At 70.5% G+C, this 19,541-nt stretch carries 21 protein-coding genes, 1 tRNA gene and 2 pseudogenes; 9 read left to right on the forward strand and 15 right to left on the reverse strand.

The genetic code is table 11. From position 1 onward, the window contains the following. The 4 genes and pseudogenes from ACZ32T_RS36825 to ACZ32T_RS36840 form a co-directional block, all read right to left on the reverse strand. Positions 1-151: pseudogene (locus ACZ32T_RS36825) on the reverse strand (ABC transporter); the annotation flags it as partial. A 258-nt stretch (positions 152-409) separates the two neighbouring features. After that, the gene (locus ACZ32T_RS36830; RefSeq protein WP_467371887.1) at positions 410-736 is read right to left on the reverse strand and encodes a DUF1048 domain-containing protein; all 327 of its coding nucleotides are present in this window, start codon (positions 734-736) and stop codon (positions 410-412) included. A 1-nt stretch (position 737) separates the two neighbouring features. Beyond that, positions 738-1,094 carry a DUF1048 domain-containing protein gene (locus ACZ32T_RS36835; protein ID WP_467371889.1) on the reverse strand — a complete coding sequence of 119 codons (357 nt, stop codon included), beginning with the start codon at positions 1,092-1,094 and terminating at the stop codon, positions 738-740. Next, positions 1,091-1,417, reverse strand: coding sequence for a PadR family transcriptional regulator (locus ACZ32T_RS36840; RefSeq protein WP_467273868.1), 327 nt, complete (start codon positions 1,415-1,417; stop codon positions 1,091-1,093). Before ACZ32T_RS36840 ends, ACZ32T_RS36835 begins: the two co-directional genes overlap by 4 nt. A 206-nt stretch (positions 1,418-1,623) precedes the next feature. Here ACZ32T_RS36840 and ACZ32T_RS36845 point away from each other — a divergent pair, with 206 nt between their 5' ends. Then, positions 1,624-2,097, forward strand: a complete 474-nt coding sequence (locus ACZ32T_RS36845) for a hypothetical protein (protein WP_467273870.1) — start codon at positions 1,624-1,626, stop codon at positions 2,095-2,097. A 173-nt stretch (positions 2,098-2,270) separates the two neighbouring features. Here the strand turns inward: ACZ32T_RS36845 and ACZ32T_RS36850 are convergent, their stop codons facing one another. Beyond that, positions 2,271-2,963: a response regulator gene (locus ACZ32T_RS36850; protein WP_467273872.1), complete on the reverse strand. Its 693-nt coding sequence runs from the start codon at positions 2,961-2,963 to the stop codon at positions 2,271-2,273. After that, the gene (locus ACZ32T_RS36855; protein WP_467371909.1) at positions 2,960-4,144 is read right to left on the reverse strand and encodes a sensor histidine kinase; all 1,185 of its coding nucleotides are present in this window, start codon (positions 4,142-4,144) and stop codon (positions 2,960-2,962) included. Before ACZ32T_RS36855 ends, ACZ32T_RS36850 begins: the two co-directional genes overlap by 4 nt. A 306-nt stretch (positions 4,145-4,450) precedes the next feature. Here ACZ32T_RS36855 and ACZ32T_RS36860 point away from each other — a divergent pair, with 306 nt between their 5' ends. Beyond that, positions 4,451-5,989 carry an alpha/beta hydrolase gene (locus tag ACZ32T_RS36860; protein ID WP_467371891.1) on the forward strand — a complete coding sequence of 513 codons (1,539 nt, stop codon included), beginning with the start codon at positions 4,451-4,453 and terminating at the stop codon, positions 5,987-5,989. Positions 5,990-6,148: 159 nt separating this feature from the next. On the opposite strand, the gene ACZ32T_RS36865 is transcribed toward ACZ32T_RS36860, so the two are convergent. The 3 genes from ACZ32T_RS36865 to ACZ32T_RS36875 form a co-directional block, all read right to left on the reverse strand. After that, positions 6,149-6,517: a PIN domain-containing protein gene (locus tag ACZ32T_RS36865; protein ID WP_467273920.1), complete on the reverse strand. Its 369-nt coding sequence runs from the start codon at positions 6,515-6,517 to the stop codon at positions 6,149-6,151. An 8-nt stretch (positions 6,518-6,525) separates the two neighbouring features. Continuing rightward, positions 6,526-6,783, reverse strand: a complete 258-nt coding sequence (locus ACZ32T_RS36870; RefSeq protein WP_467273878.1) for a hypothetical protein — start codon at positions 6,781-6,783, stop codon at positions 6,526-6,528. A gap of 73 nt (positions 6,784-6,856) precedes the next feature. Next, positions 6,857-7,462, reverse strand: a complete 606-nt coding sequence (locus tag ACZ32T_RS36875) for a helix-turn-helix domain-containing protein (RefSeq protein WP_467371893.1) — start codon at positions 7,460-7,462, stop codon at positions 6,857-6,859. Positions 7,463-7,555: 93 nt separating this feature from the next. On the opposite strand from ACZ32T_RS36875, the gene ACZ32T_RS36880 reads away from it, so the two are divergent. From ACZ32T_RS36880 to ACZ32T_RS36890, 3 genes are all read left to right on the forward strand, one after another. Continuing rightward, positions 7,556-8,206, forward strand: coding sequence for a class I SAM-dependent methyltransferase (locus tag ACZ32T_RS36880; RefSeq protein WP_467371895.1), 651 nt, complete (start codon positions 7,556-7,558; stop codon positions 8,204-8,206). 58 nt (positions 8,207-8,264) lie between these two features. Then, complete coding sequence (locus tag ACZ32T_RS36885) at positions 8,265-8,753, forward strand: DinB family protein (RefSeq protein ID WP_467371897.1); 489 nt, start codon at positions 8,265-8,267, stop codon at positions 8,751-8,753. A gap of 180 nt (positions 8,754-8,933) precedes the next feature. Continuing rightward, positions 8,934-9,872, forward strand: a complete 939-nt coding sequence (locus ACZ32T_RS36890) for a MerR family transcriptional regulator (protein WP_467371899.1) — start codon at positions 8,934-8,936, stop codon at positions 9,870-9,872. Positions 9,873-9,975: 103 nt separating this feature from the next. Here the strand turns inward: ACZ32T_RS36890 and ACZ32T_RS36895 are convergent, their stop codons facing one another. Then, a complete protein-coding gene (locus ACZ32T_RS36895) occupies positions 9,976-10,431 on the reverse strand; it encodes a MerR family transcriptional regulator (RefSeq protein ID WP_467273922.1) in 456 nt (151 codons plus the stop codon). Positions 10,432-10,824: 393 nt separating this feature from the next. On the opposite strand from ACZ32T_RS36895, the gene ACZ32T_RS36900 reads away from it, so the two are divergent. Further along, positions 10,825-12,327: a SulP family inorganic anion transporter gene (locus ACZ32T_RS36900; RefSeq protein WP_467371901.1), complete on the forward strand. Its 1,503-nt coding sequence runs from the start codon at positions 10,825-10,827 to the stop codon at positions 12,325-12,327. A 92-nt stretch (positions 12,328-12,419) separates the two neighbouring features. Here the strand turns inward: ACZ32T_RS36900 and ACZ32T_RS36905 are convergent, their stop codons facing one another. Further along, positions 12,420-13,688: an APC family permease gene (locus ACZ32T_RS36905; protein ID WP_467273889.1), complete on the reverse strand. Its 1,269-nt coding sequence runs from the start codon at positions 13,686-13,688 to the stop codon at positions 12,420-12,422. Positions 13,689-13,857: 169 nt separating this feature from the next. Here ACZ32T_RS36905 and ACZ32T_RS36910 point away from each other — a divergent pair, with 169 nt between their 5' ends. Next, positions 13,858-14,253 carry a Rid family hydrolase gene (locus ACZ32T_RS36910; RefSeq protein ID WP_467273890.1) on the forward strand — a complete coding sequence of 132 codons (396 nt, stop codon included), beginning with the start codon at positions 13,858-13,860 and terminating at the stop codon, positions 14,251-14,253. 87 nt (positions 14,254-14,340) lie between these two features. Here the strand turns inward: ACZ32T_RS36910 and ACZ32T_RS36915 are convergent. The 3 genes and pseudogenes from ACZ32T_RS36915 to mobF form a co-directional block, all read right to left on the reverse strand. After that, positions 14,341-14,427, reverse strand: a pseudogene (locus ACZ32T_RS36915) (zinc-binding dehydrogenase); the annotation flags it as partial. 295 nt (positions 14,428-14,722) lie between these two features. Then, positions 14,723-14,796, reverse strand: a tRNA-Ala gene (locus ACZ32T_RS36920). Positions 14,797-14,934: 138 nt separating this feature from the next. After that, positions 14,935-17,643 (reverse strand): MobF family relaxase, encoded by a 2,709-nt coding sequence (mobF, locus tag ACZ32T_RS36925; RefSeq protein ID WP_467371903.1) that lies wholly within the window; start codon positions 17,641-17,643, stop codon positions 14,935-14,937. 226 nt (positions 17,644-17,869) lie between these two features. Here mobF and ACZ32T_RS36930 point away from each other — a divergent pair, with 226 nt between their 5' ends. Next, positions 17,870-18,409 (forward strand): hypothetical protein, encoded by a 540-nt coding sequence (locus ACZ32T_RS36930; protein ID WP_467371905.1) that lies wholly within the window; start codon positions 17,870-17,872, stop codon positions 18,407-18,409. Positions 18,410-18,478: 69 nt separating this feature from the next. Here the strand turns inward: ACZ32T_RS36930 and ACZ32T_RS36935 are convergent, their stop codons facing one another. Then, the gene (locus ACZ32T_RS36935; RefSeq protein WP_467273896.1) at positions 18,479-18,868 is read right to left on the reverse strand and encodes an ATP-binding protein; all 390 of its coding nucleotides are present in this window, start codon (positions 18,866-18,868) and stop codon (positions 18,479-18,481) included. A 377-nt stretch (positions 18,869-19,245) separates the two neighbouring features. On the opposite strand from ACZ32T_RS36935, the gene ACZ32T_RS36940 reads away from it, so the two are divergent. After that, positions 19,246-19,541: hypothetical protein (locus tag ACZ32T_RS36940; protein WP_467371907.1), on the forward strand; the 296-nt coding region annotated here is incomplete at its 3' end.

Below are 19,541 nucleotides of genomic sequence, written 5' to 3' on the forward strand. Positions count from 1 at the left end.
CGTTCGGACCGAGCAGCGCGAACACGGACCCGGCCGGGACGACCAGGTCGATGCCGTCGAGGACGGTCTTGTCGCCGTAGGACTTGCGCAGCCCGACGGCGGAGACCGCGAGGGACGACGGGTCACCGCCGGCCATTTTGGATGTGGGCATGACAGATCGAGGCATGATGTGTTCCTTTCGAAGGCTGGACTCAGGAAGGCGGACCGCCCGGGGGGGGTGTCGACCGCCCTCCCCCGAAGAGTTGCTCGCCAGGGCTGCGACAGGCCTCGCCGGCCGTCATGAACGGCTCGGCGGCCATGGCTTGCGGGGGCTTCCGGCGGGCGCTCGGCCCGCGCCTGCTCGCGCTGTCCGGGGCGGGCGAACCGCTTCGTGCCGGTGGGTCACGCCCACGGCACGAGGTGACAGGTGCTACTTCCCGGCCGTGCCGGGTTTGCCGCTGACGGACTCCTGATAGATGTCCGCATAGGTGCGTGAGTCCTTGACCAGGTCGTCACAGAACGCGGCGACGTCCGTACCGATGAGTTCCAGGACCCCCTTGCCCGCGGCGACCCCCTCCTCGAAGAAGTCGACGATCCCGGGGAGCAGAGGTCCGTCGGGCAGGTCGACCGGTCCCACCTTGAACAGGTACTTCTGCATCTCCTTGTAGACGATCCGGTAGTCCGGCGGGAGCGCCCTGACCCGAGCCGTGTGCGCCCGCCACTGCTTCTTGCCCTCGACGATGTCCTGGATGCCCACGTCAGCCTCCCAGCCGGTTCAGTTTCCTTGCGACGTTCCTGTTCAACTGCTCGCGCCACCGGTCGCGATAGGTGCGAGCCCCCTCTCCGCCGGCCAGCGCCGCGCAGAAGCCGGGGATGTCGTCGCCGAGCACCTCGTGGACGCTTTGCCCCTCCGCCGCTGTCTCCTCGAGCAGCCCCAGGGCGGCGTCGAGGATCGGCATCAGGTTCCGGCCGGTGAAGTCCCCATGGGGAAGGAGGTGGACCTTGATCTGGTCCCACGCCCCCCGGTAGTCGTCCGGCAGGGCCTCGGCCCTGGCCTCGAACGCCTTCCAGTCCCTGGTGAGATCGCTGCCTGTGACGGTCTCCCAGAAGTTCATCTCCCGCCCTCCTTGAGCTTGTCGATGCGTGATGAGACGTACTGCCACTTCGTCCAGAACTTCGCGAGTTCCTCGCGTCCCGCGTCGTTGAGCGCGTAGAACTTGCGCGGCGGACCGACTCCGGACGGCCGCTTCGTCACCTGGACGAGCTTGTTCCTCTCCAGCCGCAGCAGGATGGTGTACACCGTCCCCTCGACGACGTCGGCGAAGCCGAGTTCGTTCAGCTGCCGGGTGATGGCGTACCCGTAGGTCTCCTCGCCGTCGATGATCTCGAGCACGCACCCTTCGAGCGTGCCCTTCAGCATCTCCGTCAGGTCGTCCATCGCAAGACCTCCTCGACCCTGGCGGTACTGCGTAGTACCGAGTACCACTACACAGTATCACCGAGTAGCGGGTGCTGCCAGGGGGTGGCCCGAGCACGGAGACCAGGGCGCTCGTGGCCTCCCGCCTGGATCAACACGAGCGAGTTGGCTCTGGAGGCCGGGTTAACGCTGTCGCTGAGGAGCGGGAGGCTGCGTAGATTCACCCGGTGACCTACGACATCGTGCTTGTGCGGGTGCAGCCGGGCCTGACGCTTCAGGAAACGCTCGACCGCCTCAACGCCGGCTTTGATCCCGATGCCGACCTGCCGCTGCTCCGACTTGCCGACGCGCAACGGGACGAGTGGGACCGGATTCTTGGCCGAGTCTCGCGGGACATCGGACCTGTCGAGTCCGAGGAGTACCTGTATAGCCTCACCCTTGAGACGGTTGGTCCGCCGGGACGCGTGCAGCTCGACTACTGCGGGGACACAGCCCACATCGAGATCGCTTACCGCCACTGGGGTCCGGCGGCGTTGGAAGTGATGGAGCTGGCCTATCGCATCGCGCACATCGTCGAGGACGAAAGCGGCCTGACCGGCCACGACTTCGAGGTGGGCCAACCCACCCGAACCGGAGACCCCGGCAAAGCCGCCGCCCGACTGAGCGGCGTCTCCGACTGGGCACAACATCACTTGAGATAGCGGATCACGGGGCGGACCACAGGAAGATGCCGGCGATGTGGAGCCCGGCCAGACTGACGGTCGCGCGGTCTTCCCGCAGCGGGTGGCAATGCCACGCCACTGCTTGAGGCGGCTGATGCGTCAGCCAACGGCACACTCGTCCAACGACGAGTGATCCGAACGAACCGCCTAGGCTATTCCGCCGCGTCGCGCACCAGCAGGGCGATCTGCACTCTGTTCTCGACCGCCAGCTTGGCGAACAGGCTGCTGGTGTGCGCCTTCACGGTGGCGACACTGATGTGCAGGCGCCCGGCGATCTCCGGGTTGCCCAGGCCGTCCGCGATGGCGCGGGCGGTGTCGAGTTCGCGTTCGGTCAGTGCGGCCAGGCGCCTTCGCGCTGCTTCGCGGGACGCGGTGCGGGCGTCGGATCCGGAGGAGTGCGGCCCGGTGGCCGCGGCGATCACGCGCGCGGTGGCCGAGGGGGAGAGCACGGGGTTGCCGCCGGCAACCGTCCGAACGGCGTCGACGATCCGCGCGGGCGGGGTGTCCTTGAACACGAAGCCGAGGGCCCCGGAGCGCAGCGCGCCGAGCACCAGGTCGTCGGAGTCGAAGGTCGTGAGCATGAGCACACGCGGCGGAGCGGGCCGACCGAGCAGTTCCCGGGTGGCGCTGAGGCCGTCGCGGCCGGGCATTCGCACGTCCATCAGAACGACGTCCGGCCGGTGTTCGTCCACTATGCCGATCGCGGCGTCCCCGTCCGTCGCCTCCGCGACGACCGTCAGATCCGGTTCGCCGTCGATGATCAGGCGCAGCGCCATCCGTACCAACTGGTCGTCGTCGACGACGACCACCCGCACCGGCTCTCGCTCGCTGTCCACGACTCTCATCTCTCCCGGGACTGGTGCGGCCAGGGTAGCCGCGCGGTGAGGACGTATCCGCCGTCGGGCGCCGGGCCGTGGTCGAGCATCCCGTCGGCGAGGGTGACGCGTTCGCCGAGGCCGGGCAGACCGAAACCGGAGGACAGCGAACGGACCGTACGAACGCCGGCACGGGAGTTGCGAACCGTGACCCGCATTTCGCCGCCGGCCGCTCCCTCCAGGGTGACGCTCACGCCCGCGCCCGGGGCGTGCTTGGCCACGTTGGTCAGGCCCTCCTGGACGACCCGGTAGCAGGTCCGCCCGAGGGCGTCGGACGGCGTTCCCGCCACCGTGCTGGTGAGCGTCGCGTCCAGCCCCGACGTACGGGCGTCGTCGACCAGTTCAGGGACGCGGTCGAAGGAGGGCTGCGGCGGTTCCGGACGGTCCGGGCCCGCCCGCAGCACCCCGAGTACGTCGCGCAGTTCCTCCAGTGCCTGCTGGGAACCGTCGGCGATACCGCGGAGCAGCGTGCTGCTCTCCTCGGGCGTGAGGTCGGAGCGGTGGCCGAGGACCCCGGCCTGCATGGCGACCAGGGAGATACGGTGCGCCAGCACGTCGTGCATCTCCCGCGCGATCCGGTTCCGTTCCAGGGCGCGCGCCTGCGCCGCCCGTGCCGCCTGTTCCCGCTCCGCGCTCTCAGCGCGTTCGCGCAGCGACCGTACCTCCACGCGCCGCGCCCCGACCGCGGTACCGAGGGCGACCGCGATGCCCGCGGTCAGCGCGGGGACGACGGCCCGCCCCAGCCAGGTCGCACCGTCGCCGGCCTCGACGGGATAGAGCCCGACGGCGAGCAAGGACGCGAGCACGTACACCAGGACGACAGCCCCGATCTCCACCGGGCGGCGGCGCGTGGAGAGCGAAGCCAGTGCCAGGAGCGCCGCGCCGGTGGCCAGCATCGACACGGTCGAGGCGATCACGACCGTCATGGCGACGGCGAGCGGGAACCGCCGCCGCCACAGCAGCAGCGTCAGGCAGCCGAGCGCCACCAGTGGATCACCGGTGACGAACCAGCGGCCCGTCTCCGCCGCCTGCCCGTCAGCCAGCAGCACGCCGGCCGCAAGCCACACCGGAACGCCCGCCGTCGCGGCTGCCCCCAGGCGCCAGGCCTGCTGCCACCCGCCGAGCCGGGGCTTCACGTCCGTGTTCTCCATGTCCATGGCCGTCATTGTCGCCAGGCGTAGGGGCCCCGCGCAGCGGACCGGGAGCCACCTCACCCCCGACTGTGGTCGCACCACCCCCTCGACCAGGGTCGGGGACGGTTCGAGACGCCGGTCCGATGTGTTCGCGACGCCCGCTGAACAGACTCGTACCCGTACCGGATCGACCGGACGCGAAACGGAGTCCGTGATGGGGCGGAGGAGACCGGGTGCCGCCGGGTGATGCACCGCCGCAGAGCCGGACCGGCAGTGGGACTGCGCCGGAAACACCGGTGCAGCGGGACAGCGGAAGGACCTCGTATGCAGCGCAAAGCACTCTCCGTAACCCTGGGCACCGTCGCTGGACTGGCGATCGCCGCCGCCGGGACGTTCGCGGCGTGGCCGGACGAGAATGGGAACCGTCCCATCACGGCGGCGGAGCAGCGCGCGCGAAAGGCACAGGAGGCACAGAAGGAGAAACAGCGGGAGAAGGCGGGGCTGAAGTGGGGCAACTGCCCGAAGGAACTCGCGGCCCCCCGCCTGCAGTGCGGCAGTCTGGAGGTCCCGCTGGACTATGACGACCCGGACGGCCGGACCATCCGTATCGCTCTCACCCGCATGGCGAGCAGCGACCCGGACCGCCGACGCGGGGTGCTCCTGACCAACCCGGGCGGCCCCGGAATGCCGGGCCTCGGCCACCCGGCATTGCTGGCGCAGGCGAAACTGCCCGAGGCCGTGCAGGCCAGGTACGACATCATCGGCATGGACCCACGCGGAGTCGGCGCCAGCGCCCCGGTGACCTGCGACATGACGCAGGAACAGCTGGCCCGCGGCAACCTCCCTGCCTTCGCCACGAACGCGGCGGACGTGACCCGCGAGGCCACATATGCGAAGACCCTCGCCGCGCAGTGCGGGAAGTCCGCGACCAGCGACATGCTGCCGCACCTGTCCACCGCGAACACCGCGCGCGATATTGATCGGGTGCGCGTCGCCCTCGGCGAGGAAAAGGTCTCCTACTTCGGCCAGTCGTACGGCAGCTACCTCGGGGGCGTGTACGCGACTCTCTTCCCCGACCGCGGTGACCGCATCGTCCTCGACAGCAACCTGGGCCCGCAGGGGTACGACGCGACCGCCTTCCGGCTACTGGCCCGCGGCATGAAGGACCGTTTTCCGGACTTCGCCGCCTTCGTCGCCGGCAAGCCGGAGTACGGGCTGGGCCGCACTCCCGAGGAGGTGACCGCGAAGTACCACGAACTGGCCGAGCGACTGACGAAGAAGCCGGTGGAGGGCGTCGACGGAACGCTGTTCCGCGGTGTCAGCTTCGAGTACCTCTTCTCCGATGCGCGCATGCCGGAGCTGGCGAAGCTCTGGCAGGCCTTCGACAAGGGCACACCGCTGCCTACCGAGCCCCCGGAAGCCGCCTCCGACAACATCGCAGCAAGCCGACTGCACGTACTGTGCAACGACTCGCGCTGGCCGCGGGACATCGCGGCGTACCGGCGCAGCGTCGCCGACGACCGCAAGGCGTACCCGATGATGGGCGGTTCGACGGGCAACATCACGCCCTGCGCCTTCTGGCCCGAGCCGCGGGAGAAGCCCGTGCGGATCGGCGGGGAGGGACCGTCGAACGTCCTCATGGTGCAGAACGAGCAGGATCCGGGAACACCGCTCGTCGGGGCCCGTGAGCTGCGCGAGGCGCTGGGCGACCGGGCCAGGATGGTGACGGCCGATCAGGGAGGCCACGGGGTCTACCCGTTCGGAACCAACACCTGCGCCAACAACGCGGTGACGGCGTTCCTGGTGGACGCAGAGCGCCCGCACGAGGACCTCGCCTGCCCGGCGCAGCCGTCGGCGGACTGAACTCCCGGACGGGTCACGGTGCCCCGGACGGCCGGGCCCCAGCCACCCCGGCCGACCGCCGGTCATCATTCGGACGCCGGTATCTCCACCCCACCCGGTGACGCACGAAGGATCCTCGAATCCGCCAGGGGGCGGGGCCGCGTTCCCTCCGGCGCGTGCTCAGGACGTGAGATCCAGGACCCGGACCGGTTCACCGGCCCACCGGCCCGGTGCGGTCGTCGCGATGATCGCCCCGTCCGGGCGGTCCGGGGTCGGCTGCGCCGCGTACTGACTGTGGGCGGCCGCCCAGGTCTCGTGCCGCGCCACCGCCAGCGCCGCGGCGAGGTCCAGGTCCAGGACGGTGATGCCGGGCAGTGAAGCCAGGTGCTCCGCCGTACCGGGCCGCGCACGATCGGCCTCGACGAGCGCGCACGCCGGAACGTAAAGGAACCAGCCCGGCTCCGCGTGAGCGCGGTGGATGAGCCGTGAAGCCAGAACGTTCCCCTGTCCCGCCGCGGCCATCGCCGTGTCGTCCAGGACGATGTGCATGGCGTCGCTCACAGGGCGGTCACCTGCGCCAGACGACGATCCAGCTCAAGATCCAGGTCATCCTGTTCCGAGGGGGTCGGGGAGTATCCGCTCCACTCCTTCAGCGCCACCAGGGCCCTCTCCGCACGCTCGGCACGCTCCGCCGGCGTCAGCAGCGTCTCCGCCAGACGTGCCAGATAGGCGCGCAGCGACAGACCCTCGGCAGCCGCGATCTCGGCGAGTCGGTCCTTGGCCTCTTCGGGGATCCGGACGTTGGCATCAGACATCATCGTGCTCCTTCCCATCCCGTCAGTGTATGGGTACGTACCCGTACCCGTACCCCCACTCCCAGGCCCGCGCTCAGGTGGTACGTGCCCTGATGTGCGCGCGTTCGCCCTGCCGGCCGAAGAGGATCAGCAGCTCGACCGCTCTTCCGTCGGCGCTGCCCAGGAAGTGCGGTAGTCCGGTGTCGAACTCCGCGGCCTCGCCGGGCGGCAGCACGAGGTCCTGATCACCGAGGACCAGCCGCAGCCGTCCGTTGAGGACGTACAGCCACTCGAACCCCCCGTGGGTCTGCGGCGTCGGTTCGGCCGGGGCGCCCCGGCCGGGGATGAGCATCTTGAACGCCTGCATCCCGCCCGGTCTGCGGGACAGCGGAATGAACGTCATGCCGTGCCGGTGGAGCGGCTTGAGGTGGACCCGGGGATCGCCGGTGGGCGGGGCACCCACGAGGTCGTCCAGCGGGACGTCGTAGACGCGGGCCAGCGGGAGGAGCAGTTCCAGGTTGGCGCGGCGCAGGCCGCCCTCCAGCCGGGACAGCGTGCTCTCCGAGATCCCCGTGGCCGTGGCCAGTTCGGCCAGGGTGATCCGGCGCTGCCGACGCAGCGCGCGCAGCCGCGGGCCGACGGCGTCGAGCACGCCCTCCAGGTCGTTCGGGTCGTTCGGGTCGCTCCGGTCGTCGTCCATGGCCGGCATCATGCCGATACGGCAAGTTCTCGTGCAATTCCGGCCGGTGCTCGGGCAGTCTCGTCCCACCACGTCCGATGAGGAGCACCGTCCATGACCGAAAAGACCACCCCCGAGGCGCACTCCGATGCGGGCCGCTTCTGGGAGGAGCACTACAGCTCCCGTGATGCGGCCACCGGGCGCCGGGTGAATCCCCTGCTGGTGGAGATCGCCTCCGGTCTCGCGCCGGGGACCGCACTCGACCTGGGCTGCGGCACCGGTGGTGACACTCTCTGGCTGGCCGGTGCGGGCTGGCGGGTGACCGCCGTCGACGTTTCCGGCACGGCCACGGCACAGGTCGCCGGCGCGGCTCGCGAACGCGGGCTCGGTGACCTCGTCCGTGCCGAGCGGCACGACCTGGCCGTCGGCTTTCCCGAGGGCCGCTTCGACCTGGTGACCGCCCTGTATCTGCAGTCGCCGTTCGACCTGCCGCGCACGCAGGTGCTGCGGACCGCGGCGCGGGCGCTGGCACCGGGCGGACGGCTGCTGATCGTCGACCACGGATCGATCGCCCCGTGGTCGTGGAACCAGGACCACGACGCTTCGCACCCCACACCGCACGAGATCGCCGCCGACCTCGCCCTGGACCCGGACGGCTGGTCGGTCGAGAGGGCGGCCTCGCCACGACGGATCGCCTCCGGGCCGGACGGTCGGACCGCCGAGGTCGTCGACCACGTCCTGCTGATCCGCCGGACCACCGGCTGAGCAGCGTCCCGGCCCATCCCATCCGCCTGCTCGACCGTTCGCACAGAAGGGCACTCCCATGAGGTCCGACCGCCGCCGTGACCTGCCGCCGCCGAGCACCGGCACCTCGGAGAAGGACGTACTGCTCGGCTTCCTCGACTACGTGCGCGCCTGCATGGCGGCCAAGGTCGAGGGCGTCCCGGAGCCGCAGGTCCGCACGCCCGGTGTCCCGTCGGGCACCAACCTGCTGGGTCTGGTCAACCACCTCGCCCACGTGGAGCGTGCCCTGTTCCTCGGCGAGCAGGTCGCCGACTGGCAGGCCACCTTCGCCGCGGATCCCGGCGACACGGTCGACGACGTCCTGGCCGCCTACCGCGACGCGGCCGCCCGGTCGAACGGGGTCGTCCGCGCCGCCTCCGACCTGACCGCCACCGTCGCCCGCCCGGCGTCCCGGCCGGAAGGACCGTCCCTGCGGTGGGCGCTCACGCACATGATCGAGGAGACGGGACGTCATGCCGGCCACGCCGACATCCTGCGTGAACTCCTCGACGGAACCACGGGCCGCTGAACCGTCCGGAACCGAACCGGCCCGAACGCCCTGGACGCTCCTCTGACCTCGGCACGCACGGGGCGAGCGACGGCAGCGACCAGGACGGTCGCCTCGTCGCGGACCGGAGGACATCCCGGCCGGGGCCCGCTGGGGAGCGGCCTTGAGTCTCCAGTTACTGGAGACAGCAGAGTGGGGGCCATGGACGCTACGACCCTCTACTCGATCGGGGAGCTTTCCCGGCGGACCGGCCTGGCCGTGAGGACCATCCGGTTCTACTCCGATTCGGGGGTGGTGGCGCCGACCACCCGAAGTCCCGCCGGCTATCGGCTCTACGACCACGACGCACTGCTTCGTCTGGAACTCGTCCGCACACTGCGCGAGCTGGGCATGGACCTGCCCACGATTCAACGGGTACTGGACCGCGAGCTCTCGGTGGCGGAAGTCGCCGCGGCGCACGCCGACGCCATGGACGTCCAGATCCGCATGCTGCGACTGCGCCGGAGCGTTCTGCGAGTCGTGGCCGGCCGCGGGGCCAGTCCCGAGGAGACCAAGCTCATGCACAGGCTCACACAGTTGACCGGCGAGGAACGCCGACGTCTGATCGACGACTTCATGGACGGCACCTTCGGCACAGCGGATGCCGACCCGGGCACGGTGGCCATGATGCGCACGGCGACTCCCGATCTCCCCGATGACCCGACCGGCGAGCAGGTCGCCGCGTGGGTGGAACTCGCCGAGCTGGCCGGCGACGAGGACTTCCGTGCCCGGATGCGCCGGGCGGCCGTACGCCAGGCCGCCGGGCGCCCGCTCGGCATCGAGCGCGATGCCGGCGAGGAGCTGATGGGGTTCACCCGTCAGAGGGTGGCTGAGGCCCTGGAGTCGGGCATCGACCCGCTCGGCGACAGAGCCGCACCCGTCGTCGACGACCTCGTGCACCGCTTCGCCGAGGTGTTCGCGCGCATCCCTGACACGGAGTTCCGGGGCTGGCTGGCGCAGCAGTTCGAAGAGGCGCACGATCCCAGGGTGGACCGGTACTGGCAGCTGGTATGGATCGTCAACGGCTGGCAGGTGGTACCGAACCTGGTCCCGGTGTACCCCTGGCTCGCCCAGGCCCTGCGAGACGACCGCGCCGCATAGTCACCGCAGTGGGCACCGCCCCGGATCCCTGGACAAGTCCATGGGACCACCCGCCCTCACCCGCCTCGGACCAGTCGGAAAGGGGCGGCGACGACCGATGCTCTCAGCGGGTGGGGACGGTTCGGGCGCGCACTGCGGCAGCGCCGGGTGCGATGTCCTGGCCGGGGACCTTCCGAAGGCGGCTGCGGAGGGTGGCGGCGAAGTCTTCCGCGCGGGTCAGCTGGGTGCGCAGGTCCTCGATCTTCCGGGCCGCGGCCTGCTCGTAGGTCCCCATGCGCTGCAGAAGCGCTTCGCGTTCGGTGCTGTCGGCCGGCGGGGCGGCGTCGAGGCGGTCGGTGATGTCGAGGAGGTCGCGCATCTCGTCCAGGGTGAAGCCGAGGGGCTTCATGCGGCGGATGACCATGAGCCGGGTGACGTCGGTCTCGGTGTAGAGGCGGAATCCGCCCTGGGAGCGGGCGGAGGGGATGACGAGCCCGACTTCCTCGTAGTGGCGGATGGTGCGCAGGGACAGTTCGGTCCGTGCGGCGACTTCGCCGATCTGCATGTGCGCGTCGTCCACGCTGTGGCCCTGGCCCTTCTCGTCGTGGCGGCCGCATACCGTACGTCCCACCCATCTCCACTCTAACGTTAGGGTAGAGTTGCTGGTGCGGGAGCGGCCGGACCGTTCCGCTGCTGCCGTTCCCGGGGGTCGAGGACGCCCTCGGCGAAGACCCCGATTCTTGCAGGAGAGAGCGTGCGCGAGTCCATGACGCCGATCGCCGCCGCCTGCCCGCCGTGACGCCTCGCACCCCGATGTGAGCTGTCGGCCGCACACTCGCGCCAGGCTCCGTCCCCTTCGACTTCCGGCCCGCTCGCGGGCCGTCCGCAGGGTTCCGCTTCGGCCCTGCGCGTCCTTCCCGCACGCCCCGGCCTGCCGGCGGGTTGTGCCCGAGCACGACAGGTGCCTGCTTCCTTGTCCACTTCCGTACTGACACCCGCCGGGCGGCTGCGCGGCCTGCGCCCCGACTGGCTGAACAACCCGAAGGTCTGGCGCACCGAGATCCTGGCCGGCCTGGTCGTCGCCCTCGCGCTGATCCCGGAGGCGATCTCGTTCTCGATCATCGCCGGGGTCGATCCGGCGATCGGTCTGTTCGCGTCGTTCACCATGGCCGTCACCATTTCCGTCGTCGGCGGACGTCGCGCGATGATCTCGGCGGCCACCGGTGCGGTCGCACTCGTCATCGCTCCCCTGAACCGCGAGCACGGCCTGGGCTATCTGATCGCCGCCGTCATTCTGGCCGGCGTCATCCAGATCGCCCTCGGCGCGCTGGGCGTCGCGAAGCTGATGCGGTTCGTCCCGCGCTCGGTGATGGTCGGCTTCGTCAACGCACTGGCGATCCTGATCTTCATGGCCCAGGTGCCCGAGATGCATGACGTGCCCTGGGCCGTCTATCCGCTGATCATCGGCGGACTCGCGTTGATGGTGTTCTTCCCGAAGGTCACCAAGGTGATCCCGGCCCCGCTGGTCTCCATCGTCATCCTGACCGCCATCACCCTCGCGGCCGGCATCGCCGTTCCGACCGTGGGCGACAAGGGGGAGCTGCCCTCGTCCCTGCCGGTGCCCGGCCTGCCGGACGTCCCGTTCACGGTGGACACCCTGACGACGATCGCCCCGTACGCACTGGCGATGGCACTGGTCGGGCTGATGGAGTCGCTGATGACCGCGAAGCTGGTCGACGACATCACCGACACCCACTCCTCCAAGACCCGTGAATCCATCGGGCAGGGCATCGCCAACATCGTCACCGGCTTCTTCGGCGGCATGGGCGGCTGCGCCATGATCGGCCAGACGATGATCAACGTGAAGGTCTCAGGTGCCCGCACCCGCCTGTCGACGTTCCTGGCGGGATCGTTCCTGATGGTGCTGTGCATCGTCTTCGGCCCGGTCGTCTCCGACATTCCGATGGCCGCCCTGGTGGCGGTGATGGTGATGGTGTCATTCGCGACGTTCGACTGGCACTCCATCGCCCCGAAGACCCTGAAGCGGATGCCCACCGGTGAGATCGCCGTCATGGTCATCACCGTGGCGGTGGTGGTGGCCACCGACAACCTCGCCATCGGCGTCGTCGTCGGCTCCGTCACCGCCATGGTCATCTTCGCCAAGCGCGTCGCCCACCTCGCCCGCGTCACCGCCGTCACCGACCCGGACAACACCACCGTGGTGTACTCCGTGACCGGTGAGCTCTTCTTCGCCTCCTCCAACGACCTCGTCGGCCAGTTCAACTACGCCGACGACCCCGACCGGGTCGTCATCGACCTGTCGGCCGCCCACATCTGGGACGCCTCCTCGGTCGCCGCCCTGGACGCCGTCGAGACCAAGTACGAGCAGCGGGGCAAGACGGTGGAGATCATCGGCCTGAACGACCCGAGCGCCGACCTCCACGGCAAGCTCACCGGCGAACTCACCAGCCACTGACCTCCGCCCGCGGCCTCACGGCCGAAGGTCCACACCTCGGGGCCGGGATGCCGAGAGCCGGGTTCCTGCGGAGTCCGGGGCGGGCCGGTGCGCTACCGGGAGACCGCGTGGCGGATGCCGTACGCGGCTGCGCCGATGAGGAGGACGCCCGCTCCGGTGATCACGGAGGGCAGCGGGAGGGCGAACGCCAGGACGAGGCAGCCGACGAGGCCGGCGACGGGGATGATCCGGTGTCTGCGGCCTTCGGCCGAGCGCACGGTCCATGCGGAGGCGTTGGCGATGGCGTAGTAGGCCAGGACGCCGAAGGAGGAGAATCCGATCGCTCCGCGGACGTCCGTGGTCCCGGCGGCTACCGCGACGATGGCACCGACGAGGAGTTCCGCCCGGTGGGGGACCCTGAATCGTGGGTGCACGGCGGCCAGCGCGTGGGGAAGCGCGCGGTCCCGGGCCATGGCCAGGGTGGTGCGGGAGACGCCGAGGATGAGGGCGAGCAGGGAGCCGAGGGCCGCGACGGCGGCGCCGACGCGTACGACGGGGACGAGCCAGTCGGCGCCGGCTGCCCGCGCCGCCTCGGAGAGCGGTGCTTCGGCTGCGGCGAGTTCACCGGGGCCGAGGACCAGAAGGACGGACACGGCGACGAGGGCGTAGACGGCGAGGGTGATACCGAGAGCGATCGGGACGGCGCGGGGGATGGTGCGGGCCGGATCGCGGACCTCTTCGCCGAGCGTGGCGACGCGGGCGTAACCGGCGAACGCGAAGAACAGCAGTCCGGCTGCCTGGAGCACGCCGCCGGCCGTGGCGTCCGTCCCGATGTTCAGGCGGGCCGGGTCCACGGCGCCGGAGGTGAGGGAGGCGGCCACGAAGGCGACGAGCACGGCAAGGACGACCGCCACGGTGACGCGGGTGAGCAGGACGGACTTCTGGACGCCCGTGTAGTTGACTGCGGTGAGGGCTACCACGGCGGCGACCGCGACCGCGTGGGCCTGGCCCGGCCAGATGTAGAAGCCGACGGTCAGCGCCATCGCCGCGCAGGAGGCGGTCTTGCCCACGACGAACGCCCAGCCGGCCAGGTAGCCCCAGAAGTCGCCCAGCCGCTCACGTCCATAGACGTACGTGCCGCCGGAGGCCGGGTAGAGGGCCGCGAGCCGGGCGGAGGACGTGGCGTTGCAGTAAGCGACGACCGCAGCCAGGGCGAGACCGAGCAGCAGGCCGGAGCCGGCCGCCCGGGCGGCCGGAGCCAGGGAGGCGAAGATCCCGGCGCCGATCATCGATCCCAGACCGATCATCACCGCGTCCGGCACACCCAGGCGCCGCTGGAGTTCGTCCCGGCTTCCGACTGCTCGCTGAGGCGTGCTGCTCAATTTCTTCTCTCCTTGCGGGACGCGACGGCAGGCGTGTTCCGCGGTCCGCCCGCACGATAGGCGATCCGTCTGAACATCTCATGACGCGTCCCGAGCAGGGCCGGGCAACGGTGCTCGGGTGATACGCCTGGCATCGAGGTCGCCCTGGCCGGCCGTGGAGCGGAGGAACATGAGCAAGGAAGAGATCGGTCCCCGCGTTGTGGGCGGCAAGCTGATGTACAACCGCGCTGTCCGGATCGATGAACCGCGCAGCTGGCTCTACGTCGCCGGCCACGAAGCTCGCGACGACGACGGGAGTATCGCGCACAAAGGTGACATGGCCGGACAGATCAGGCTGACGCTGCGCCGGCTCGGGGAGACCGTCGCCGAGGGTGGCATGACGATGGCGGACGTGGTGCACATCCGCGTGGTCACCACTGACATCTCGGCTTGCAAGGCTGAGTACGGGGTGCTCATGGACGAGCTCGAGGCGCTTCGGTGCCGGCCGGCCAGTCTCCTGGCGGAAGTCAGCGCCCTGTCCGACCCCGACATGCTCATCGAGATCGAAGCCGTCGCGGCGCGCTGACCTCAGCTCATGTCAGCGGCCCTTGAGATGCCCAGGTGAGTGGCCGTCGGGTGTACAGGCTGGCGCGCGGGTCAAAGCCCGGCCTGTTCAGATGCGGATCACGATCTTCCCCCGGGTATGTCCGCGCTCGGCGTGCGCGTGGGCGTCGGCGATCCGCTCCAGGGATGCCACCCGACTCGACGAGGCAGGCGGGCCCGGCCCGTACGACCTGTTCTTCGGCCTGAGCTGCTACTGCGGGATTCCACCGCACCGCCGCGACACCTACGCCGCCGGCCTCACCGAGCGTGCCGCCGCCGGCGCACGATCGCTGATGTCCGGATACGGGCCCGGAGCGTTCGACAACTCGTGGTCCGGCGTCACCGCCGACGAACTCAGCGCCGGGTTCGCCGGGTGGGAGCCGGCCGGCGTGACGCTGCGTCCCGACCGGGCATAGCGACGTGTGCCGCCAGTCGTGACTCGCCGGGTGGGACGGGGCCGACCGGATTCGAACCGGCGTCCTCCCACATGCGGTGAAGGCGCGACAACCGCTGCGCTACGAGCCCCGTCCCGTTCGCGATCGTACGAGCTGCTTCCACCGTGCTGGTCGTGCATGGTCTGCTGTCCGTTCTGATGAAAAGAGCCGTCCTTCAGACGCTTGGGCGTGGACCCGTACGTTTCTGCCCCTGCGTGGCGACACGGGCGCTACGGGCCCCCTGGAGCGTCCGGAGACCGGCGCGGGCGCTTCACTTCGGACTCGTGGAGCCCGGGGTGCTGTTCAGCGATCCGCGCTCGCAAAGCCTTCTCGGTCCGTGCTCCATCGGTGACGGCCCGGTGCCTGGCCGCGTTGTCACGGGCCTTGGCTGCCTGGCCGTGGGCACGGGAGACGCGCTTCGCATCGCCCGTGTCGATCTGCTGGACACGGGCGGGGATCCGGGTCTCGCGCATCTCGGTGAGCCGGGCCGCGAGAGTGTCGACGTCCGGGGTCTGACGCTCGGTGGCACCCAGCACGGCGGCGTACGGGCTGCTGCGCACGATCTCCCACGCGGCCTCGGCGGCACGGGAGGCCGCGGCCCGCGCGTCGGCGGCCTCCCGCCGTCCGGCCGCGCGTTCCTCGGTGGCCTGCTGGGTGAGCTGCCGGTGTTCCTTGCGGGACGTGCCCGCAAGGCGCAACGCGATCCGGCCCTTGTCCTCGGCGGCCGCCAGGACACGGAGGCGTTCATCGGCCTTGGCCGCCACCTTTGCTGCGGCGGTCCCGCGGGCCTGCTCGGCACGTGCGACGGCCAGCCGCTCGGCGGCGAGACCGAGCAGCGGGTAGACGGGCGCGACCTCCCGCCGGCCCCGGGTCTCCCCGCGGGACTTGTCGGCCGCGATCTGCTCCAGCAGCGCCCGCTCGGTCTCCTCGGCTTCCGCGGCCACCCTGTCCTCACGCCTGGCGTCGAGGGGGCCTGTGGCGATCAGCCGGGTCAGCTCCTGGTCGGTCCGGTCGCCGTACGGACGGCGGTTCCAGGCCCGGACCCCGGCGAGCTCCCCTTCCTCCCCCATGCCGGTCAGGTGCCGCTCCTGCGGTCGCACCTCGCGTCGGCGCTGGTCGTGGAGTGTGGCCGACCGTGTGTGGGTTCCGCCGGCGACGCCGACGAGCGTGTCGATGCCGTGCCCGCCACTCGGCAGCCGGGTCGCCGCCGCGCGCTGCTCGTCTGACAGCTCGAAGCCCACCGCGCCCTGGAAGATGTCGACGGCTGCTGCCGTCCGGTCCTCGGTCAGCGCGGTTCGGCCTTCTCCCCGCCGGGCGAGCGCCTGCTCCCTGACGTACTCCTCCGCGTCGATGATGTCCTGGGTGGTGTAGCGGGCGGTCGACGTCATGACCGTGGAGCCGAAGTCCGGCACGCGCACCGCGTACCCGGCCACGTCGAGGACGTCGTCGGCGAGCGAGTCCAGGCGCCCGGGGGCCTCGTCCAGGCCGTACTCCAGCGCATTACCGACCGCGGCGAGCAGCTGCGCGCGGGTGAACGTCCTCTCGCTCCGGGTGAGGCCGGTCCCGGGGTGGAACACGAACGCGGCGAGGTCGGCGGGCGGCGGAATCCGCGGGCCACCGGGCCCGTCGGCGATGGGGCCGTCGCCCGGACCGGGCGGCCCGGGGGCGACGGCCGCCACCATCGCGTCGACCTCGACCCCGGCCTGCTGGGCGCGCTGCCGCCAGCTCTCGCGCATCGCGGACGCGTTCCCGCGGTGCTTGGCCCGCAGCGTCCCGGCTGCGGCACCCTCGCGCTCCTGGCGGCCGGCATCGCCCCCGGCCAGGTCCGCGATCCTGCCGTGCCGCCGGGAGAACAGATCACGGACCGGCTCCGGGATCCCGTCGACCTCCCACGCCCCGGTCCGCTCGGCCTGCTGCCGGCGCACGCCGAACCGCTGATGCGTGAGCGAGCGGACGCGGGCCTTGAAGAAGGCGTCGGCAGCGGCCGCGTGCCGGTGCAGGTCCTGGCCGGAGTTGCCGATGGAGCGCCACTCGCCGTCCTCGCACAGGCCCATGTTGGCGATCGTCACGTGCAGGTGGAGGTGCGGGTCGCCGGGCAGCCCCTCCCCCATCGGCCGGGCCGCCTGGTGCTCGACCGACCAGGCGAGCAGTCCACCGGTCGCGATTCGGACCGGCCGGCCGTCCTCGGAGCCGACCGCGTACCCGACCCAGCGCTCGAACTCCCGGATCGTGTCGCGCGTCGCCCGGTGCACCAGGCCGCGGTACTCCCGCTCGTCCGAGCCGCACATGAGCCCCGGCAGGACACTGTCGCTCTTGGGAAGGTCCAGCGTCAGGTCCCAGCCCCGGACCCGGTCGTCGACCCGCTGTTCCGCGTGCGCCCGCGCCTCGGCCAGCTCGGTCTCCCCGTAGACGTGGTCCAGGGAAAGGCCGGCGGCGCGGGCGAGCTTGTGCAGGGTGGTCACCTGCATCCGGTGCCGGTCGCCCAGGCGGTGGACCATTCGCTGCTGCTGCGCCAGGACCCTTTGCTGCTTCGGCTTGCCGCCCAGCAGGCCGACGGGCGTCACACCCTTCTCCCGCGCCGCGTCCTCGATCGCCTCGACCAGGCGGGCGGTCGCCAGCTTCGCCTTCTCGTGCGCGCGGACGGACGTCTGCGTACGGATCAGCCGGGCGCCCGTCTCCGGGTGGCAGCCGATCATCAACCGCCGGGCCGCCTCCTTGCCTTCCATATCGAGCACCGCGCCCTGGGACAGGCCGACGCCCCGGAGGCCGCTGCCCATCCACATGAGAGCGGCGTCATCCTCCTCCCGGAGCCGCTGCTCCGACGCGATGTCGGCGGGTTCCTGGATCACCGCGTCGGACACCACGACCGAGCACCCGGCCTGCCCCCGCAGCCGGTACTCGACCTGCTCGTCGTCGCGGATCGCTGTCACCCAGGCCATCGGCCGCCCCCCTTCGTGCTGCCCGGCCGGCGGGCCTTGCGCGTGCTCCCGGCGTGTGAGCGTCCCCGACAGGGGAACCCCCTTTGTGGACCTGATTCGATCATGAACTGCGACAGTCGAAGCCGCAGCTGCTTTGATCAGCCCTGGAACGGTCTACCGCGCGAGCTACGCCACTCTGCCCGCGCTCGCCGAGAAGGCGCGCCAGTTGACGGCCACAGACCGAACCATGCCCTTGCTCCTGGCCGCTTCCATCGTCACCAGCACCGAGCGGCCCCACGGGACGCTTGATCCAAGAGATGCCTACGCTGCCGAGATCGCTGAGCTGATCGAGCTGGTGGAGCGGGCACTGCACCATCCGTCGCTGACCGGCGAGCCAGATCGCTGCGTGGAACTGCTGGAAGCCCTTGCTGGTCTTCGAGGGAGTCGAGGTGCGGGGGAGGAACTGCACGGTCTCAGCGGTGAGGAGTTCGAAGTTCCCTGCCCTGTGTGTGAGGCCGAGAACTTCGTGGTGTTCGGCGAGTACGGCTACTGCTCGACGACCGACGGCTTCTGCATGGACGAGGCCGCCGGGCACCATAGGGAGTTGCAGCCCACAGCCCTCTTCTCCTTGGAAGGGCTGGCCAACCGGCTTCGCGCGCGTGCTGTCGCCGATGGGCAGCACGACGTCGCGAGCAAGCTGACCTACGTCTTCGGCAGCGCGTGCTGCGCGGAGTGCGACGCCCTCTTCCGCGTCGGTCACACCATCGTGGCCCGTTGGAGCAGTTGACCTGCGACGCGCCACTGACGAAATCATGCGCCGCACCGACACCTGCTCTGCGCCCGGCATCAGGGCGCGCTAGCGAGGGAGGAGGGCGGTGACGGTCTTGCCGCCGGACGGGCCCGACGTGACCGCGGTGGCGCGGGCGAGGTGGTTGACCATGGGCCAGCCGAAGCCTCCGGTACCGGCGTTCAGGTCGGGGGTGCGCATGCGTGGTGCCTGCGAACTGCGGTCGCGCACAGCCACCTCGATCCCGTACGGATGAGCGGTCAGCTCCAGGCTGCAGGGGGCGCCGCCGTGGCGCAGGGCGTTGGTGACGAGCTCCGAGACGACCAGGACCACGGTGTCGGCGGCCTCGGCCGCGGTCGGGATCACGAGGCCTTCGAGGAAGGCCCTGGCGCTCCCGCGAACGACGGCGACGAATGACATGGAGCGGGCGGGTGTGACGTCGACGCTCATCGTGTCCATCAGTCCACCCCGGTCTTCGGATCGTCCATCGGCTGGTTCTGTCTGCGGGGTGCTTGTGCCCGGCTTGTGGCCCCTCAACCTTGTCGTGTCGCCGATCGAGTCCGAATGTCTCATCGCCGAACACACCGAAATCTATGTCGGGGAGGGTAGACATTGAGTTGTGGTGTGGTTATGGTTTCTCTCGTGACCGAGGAAGTCAGCAGAGCCTGGCAGAGACGAACTGCCAGGCAGAGGTACCAGTAGTTGAAGTTGGCAGGACGGTGCGGTGGCGGAGTTCCGAAGCCAGGGTTGTTGCAGGACGGCGACGGGACTGGTGACCGGACCGGGTGGCCCGTAGTGATCAGGGGCCGCCATGAGCAGTGCCGCAGTATCCCTAGGTGCCGTTCGCGGTGCCCAGCAGTGAAGTAAGTGAGCAGCACCTCGGTGAAGGCGTCGGCTGCGGGCGCGCGCACCGGGAGGTTCGGCAGTGGGGTTCCAAGCCAGAGCGGATGCAGGACAGGCGACGGGGCTGGCTGCCGAAGGTGGCGCTGCCACAGGCCACCGAGCAGTTCGCAGTACCGGATATGCAGTTGATCAACGAGGAAGAACGGAGGAACCAGGCGCCATCAGGATCGCCCGGGCGGAATGACTGGGCCCGGGTACCGCAGGACATCGATAGTGAGGTGGTCTCCGG

This window comes from Streptomyces sp. NPDC023573, assembly GCF_055559735.1.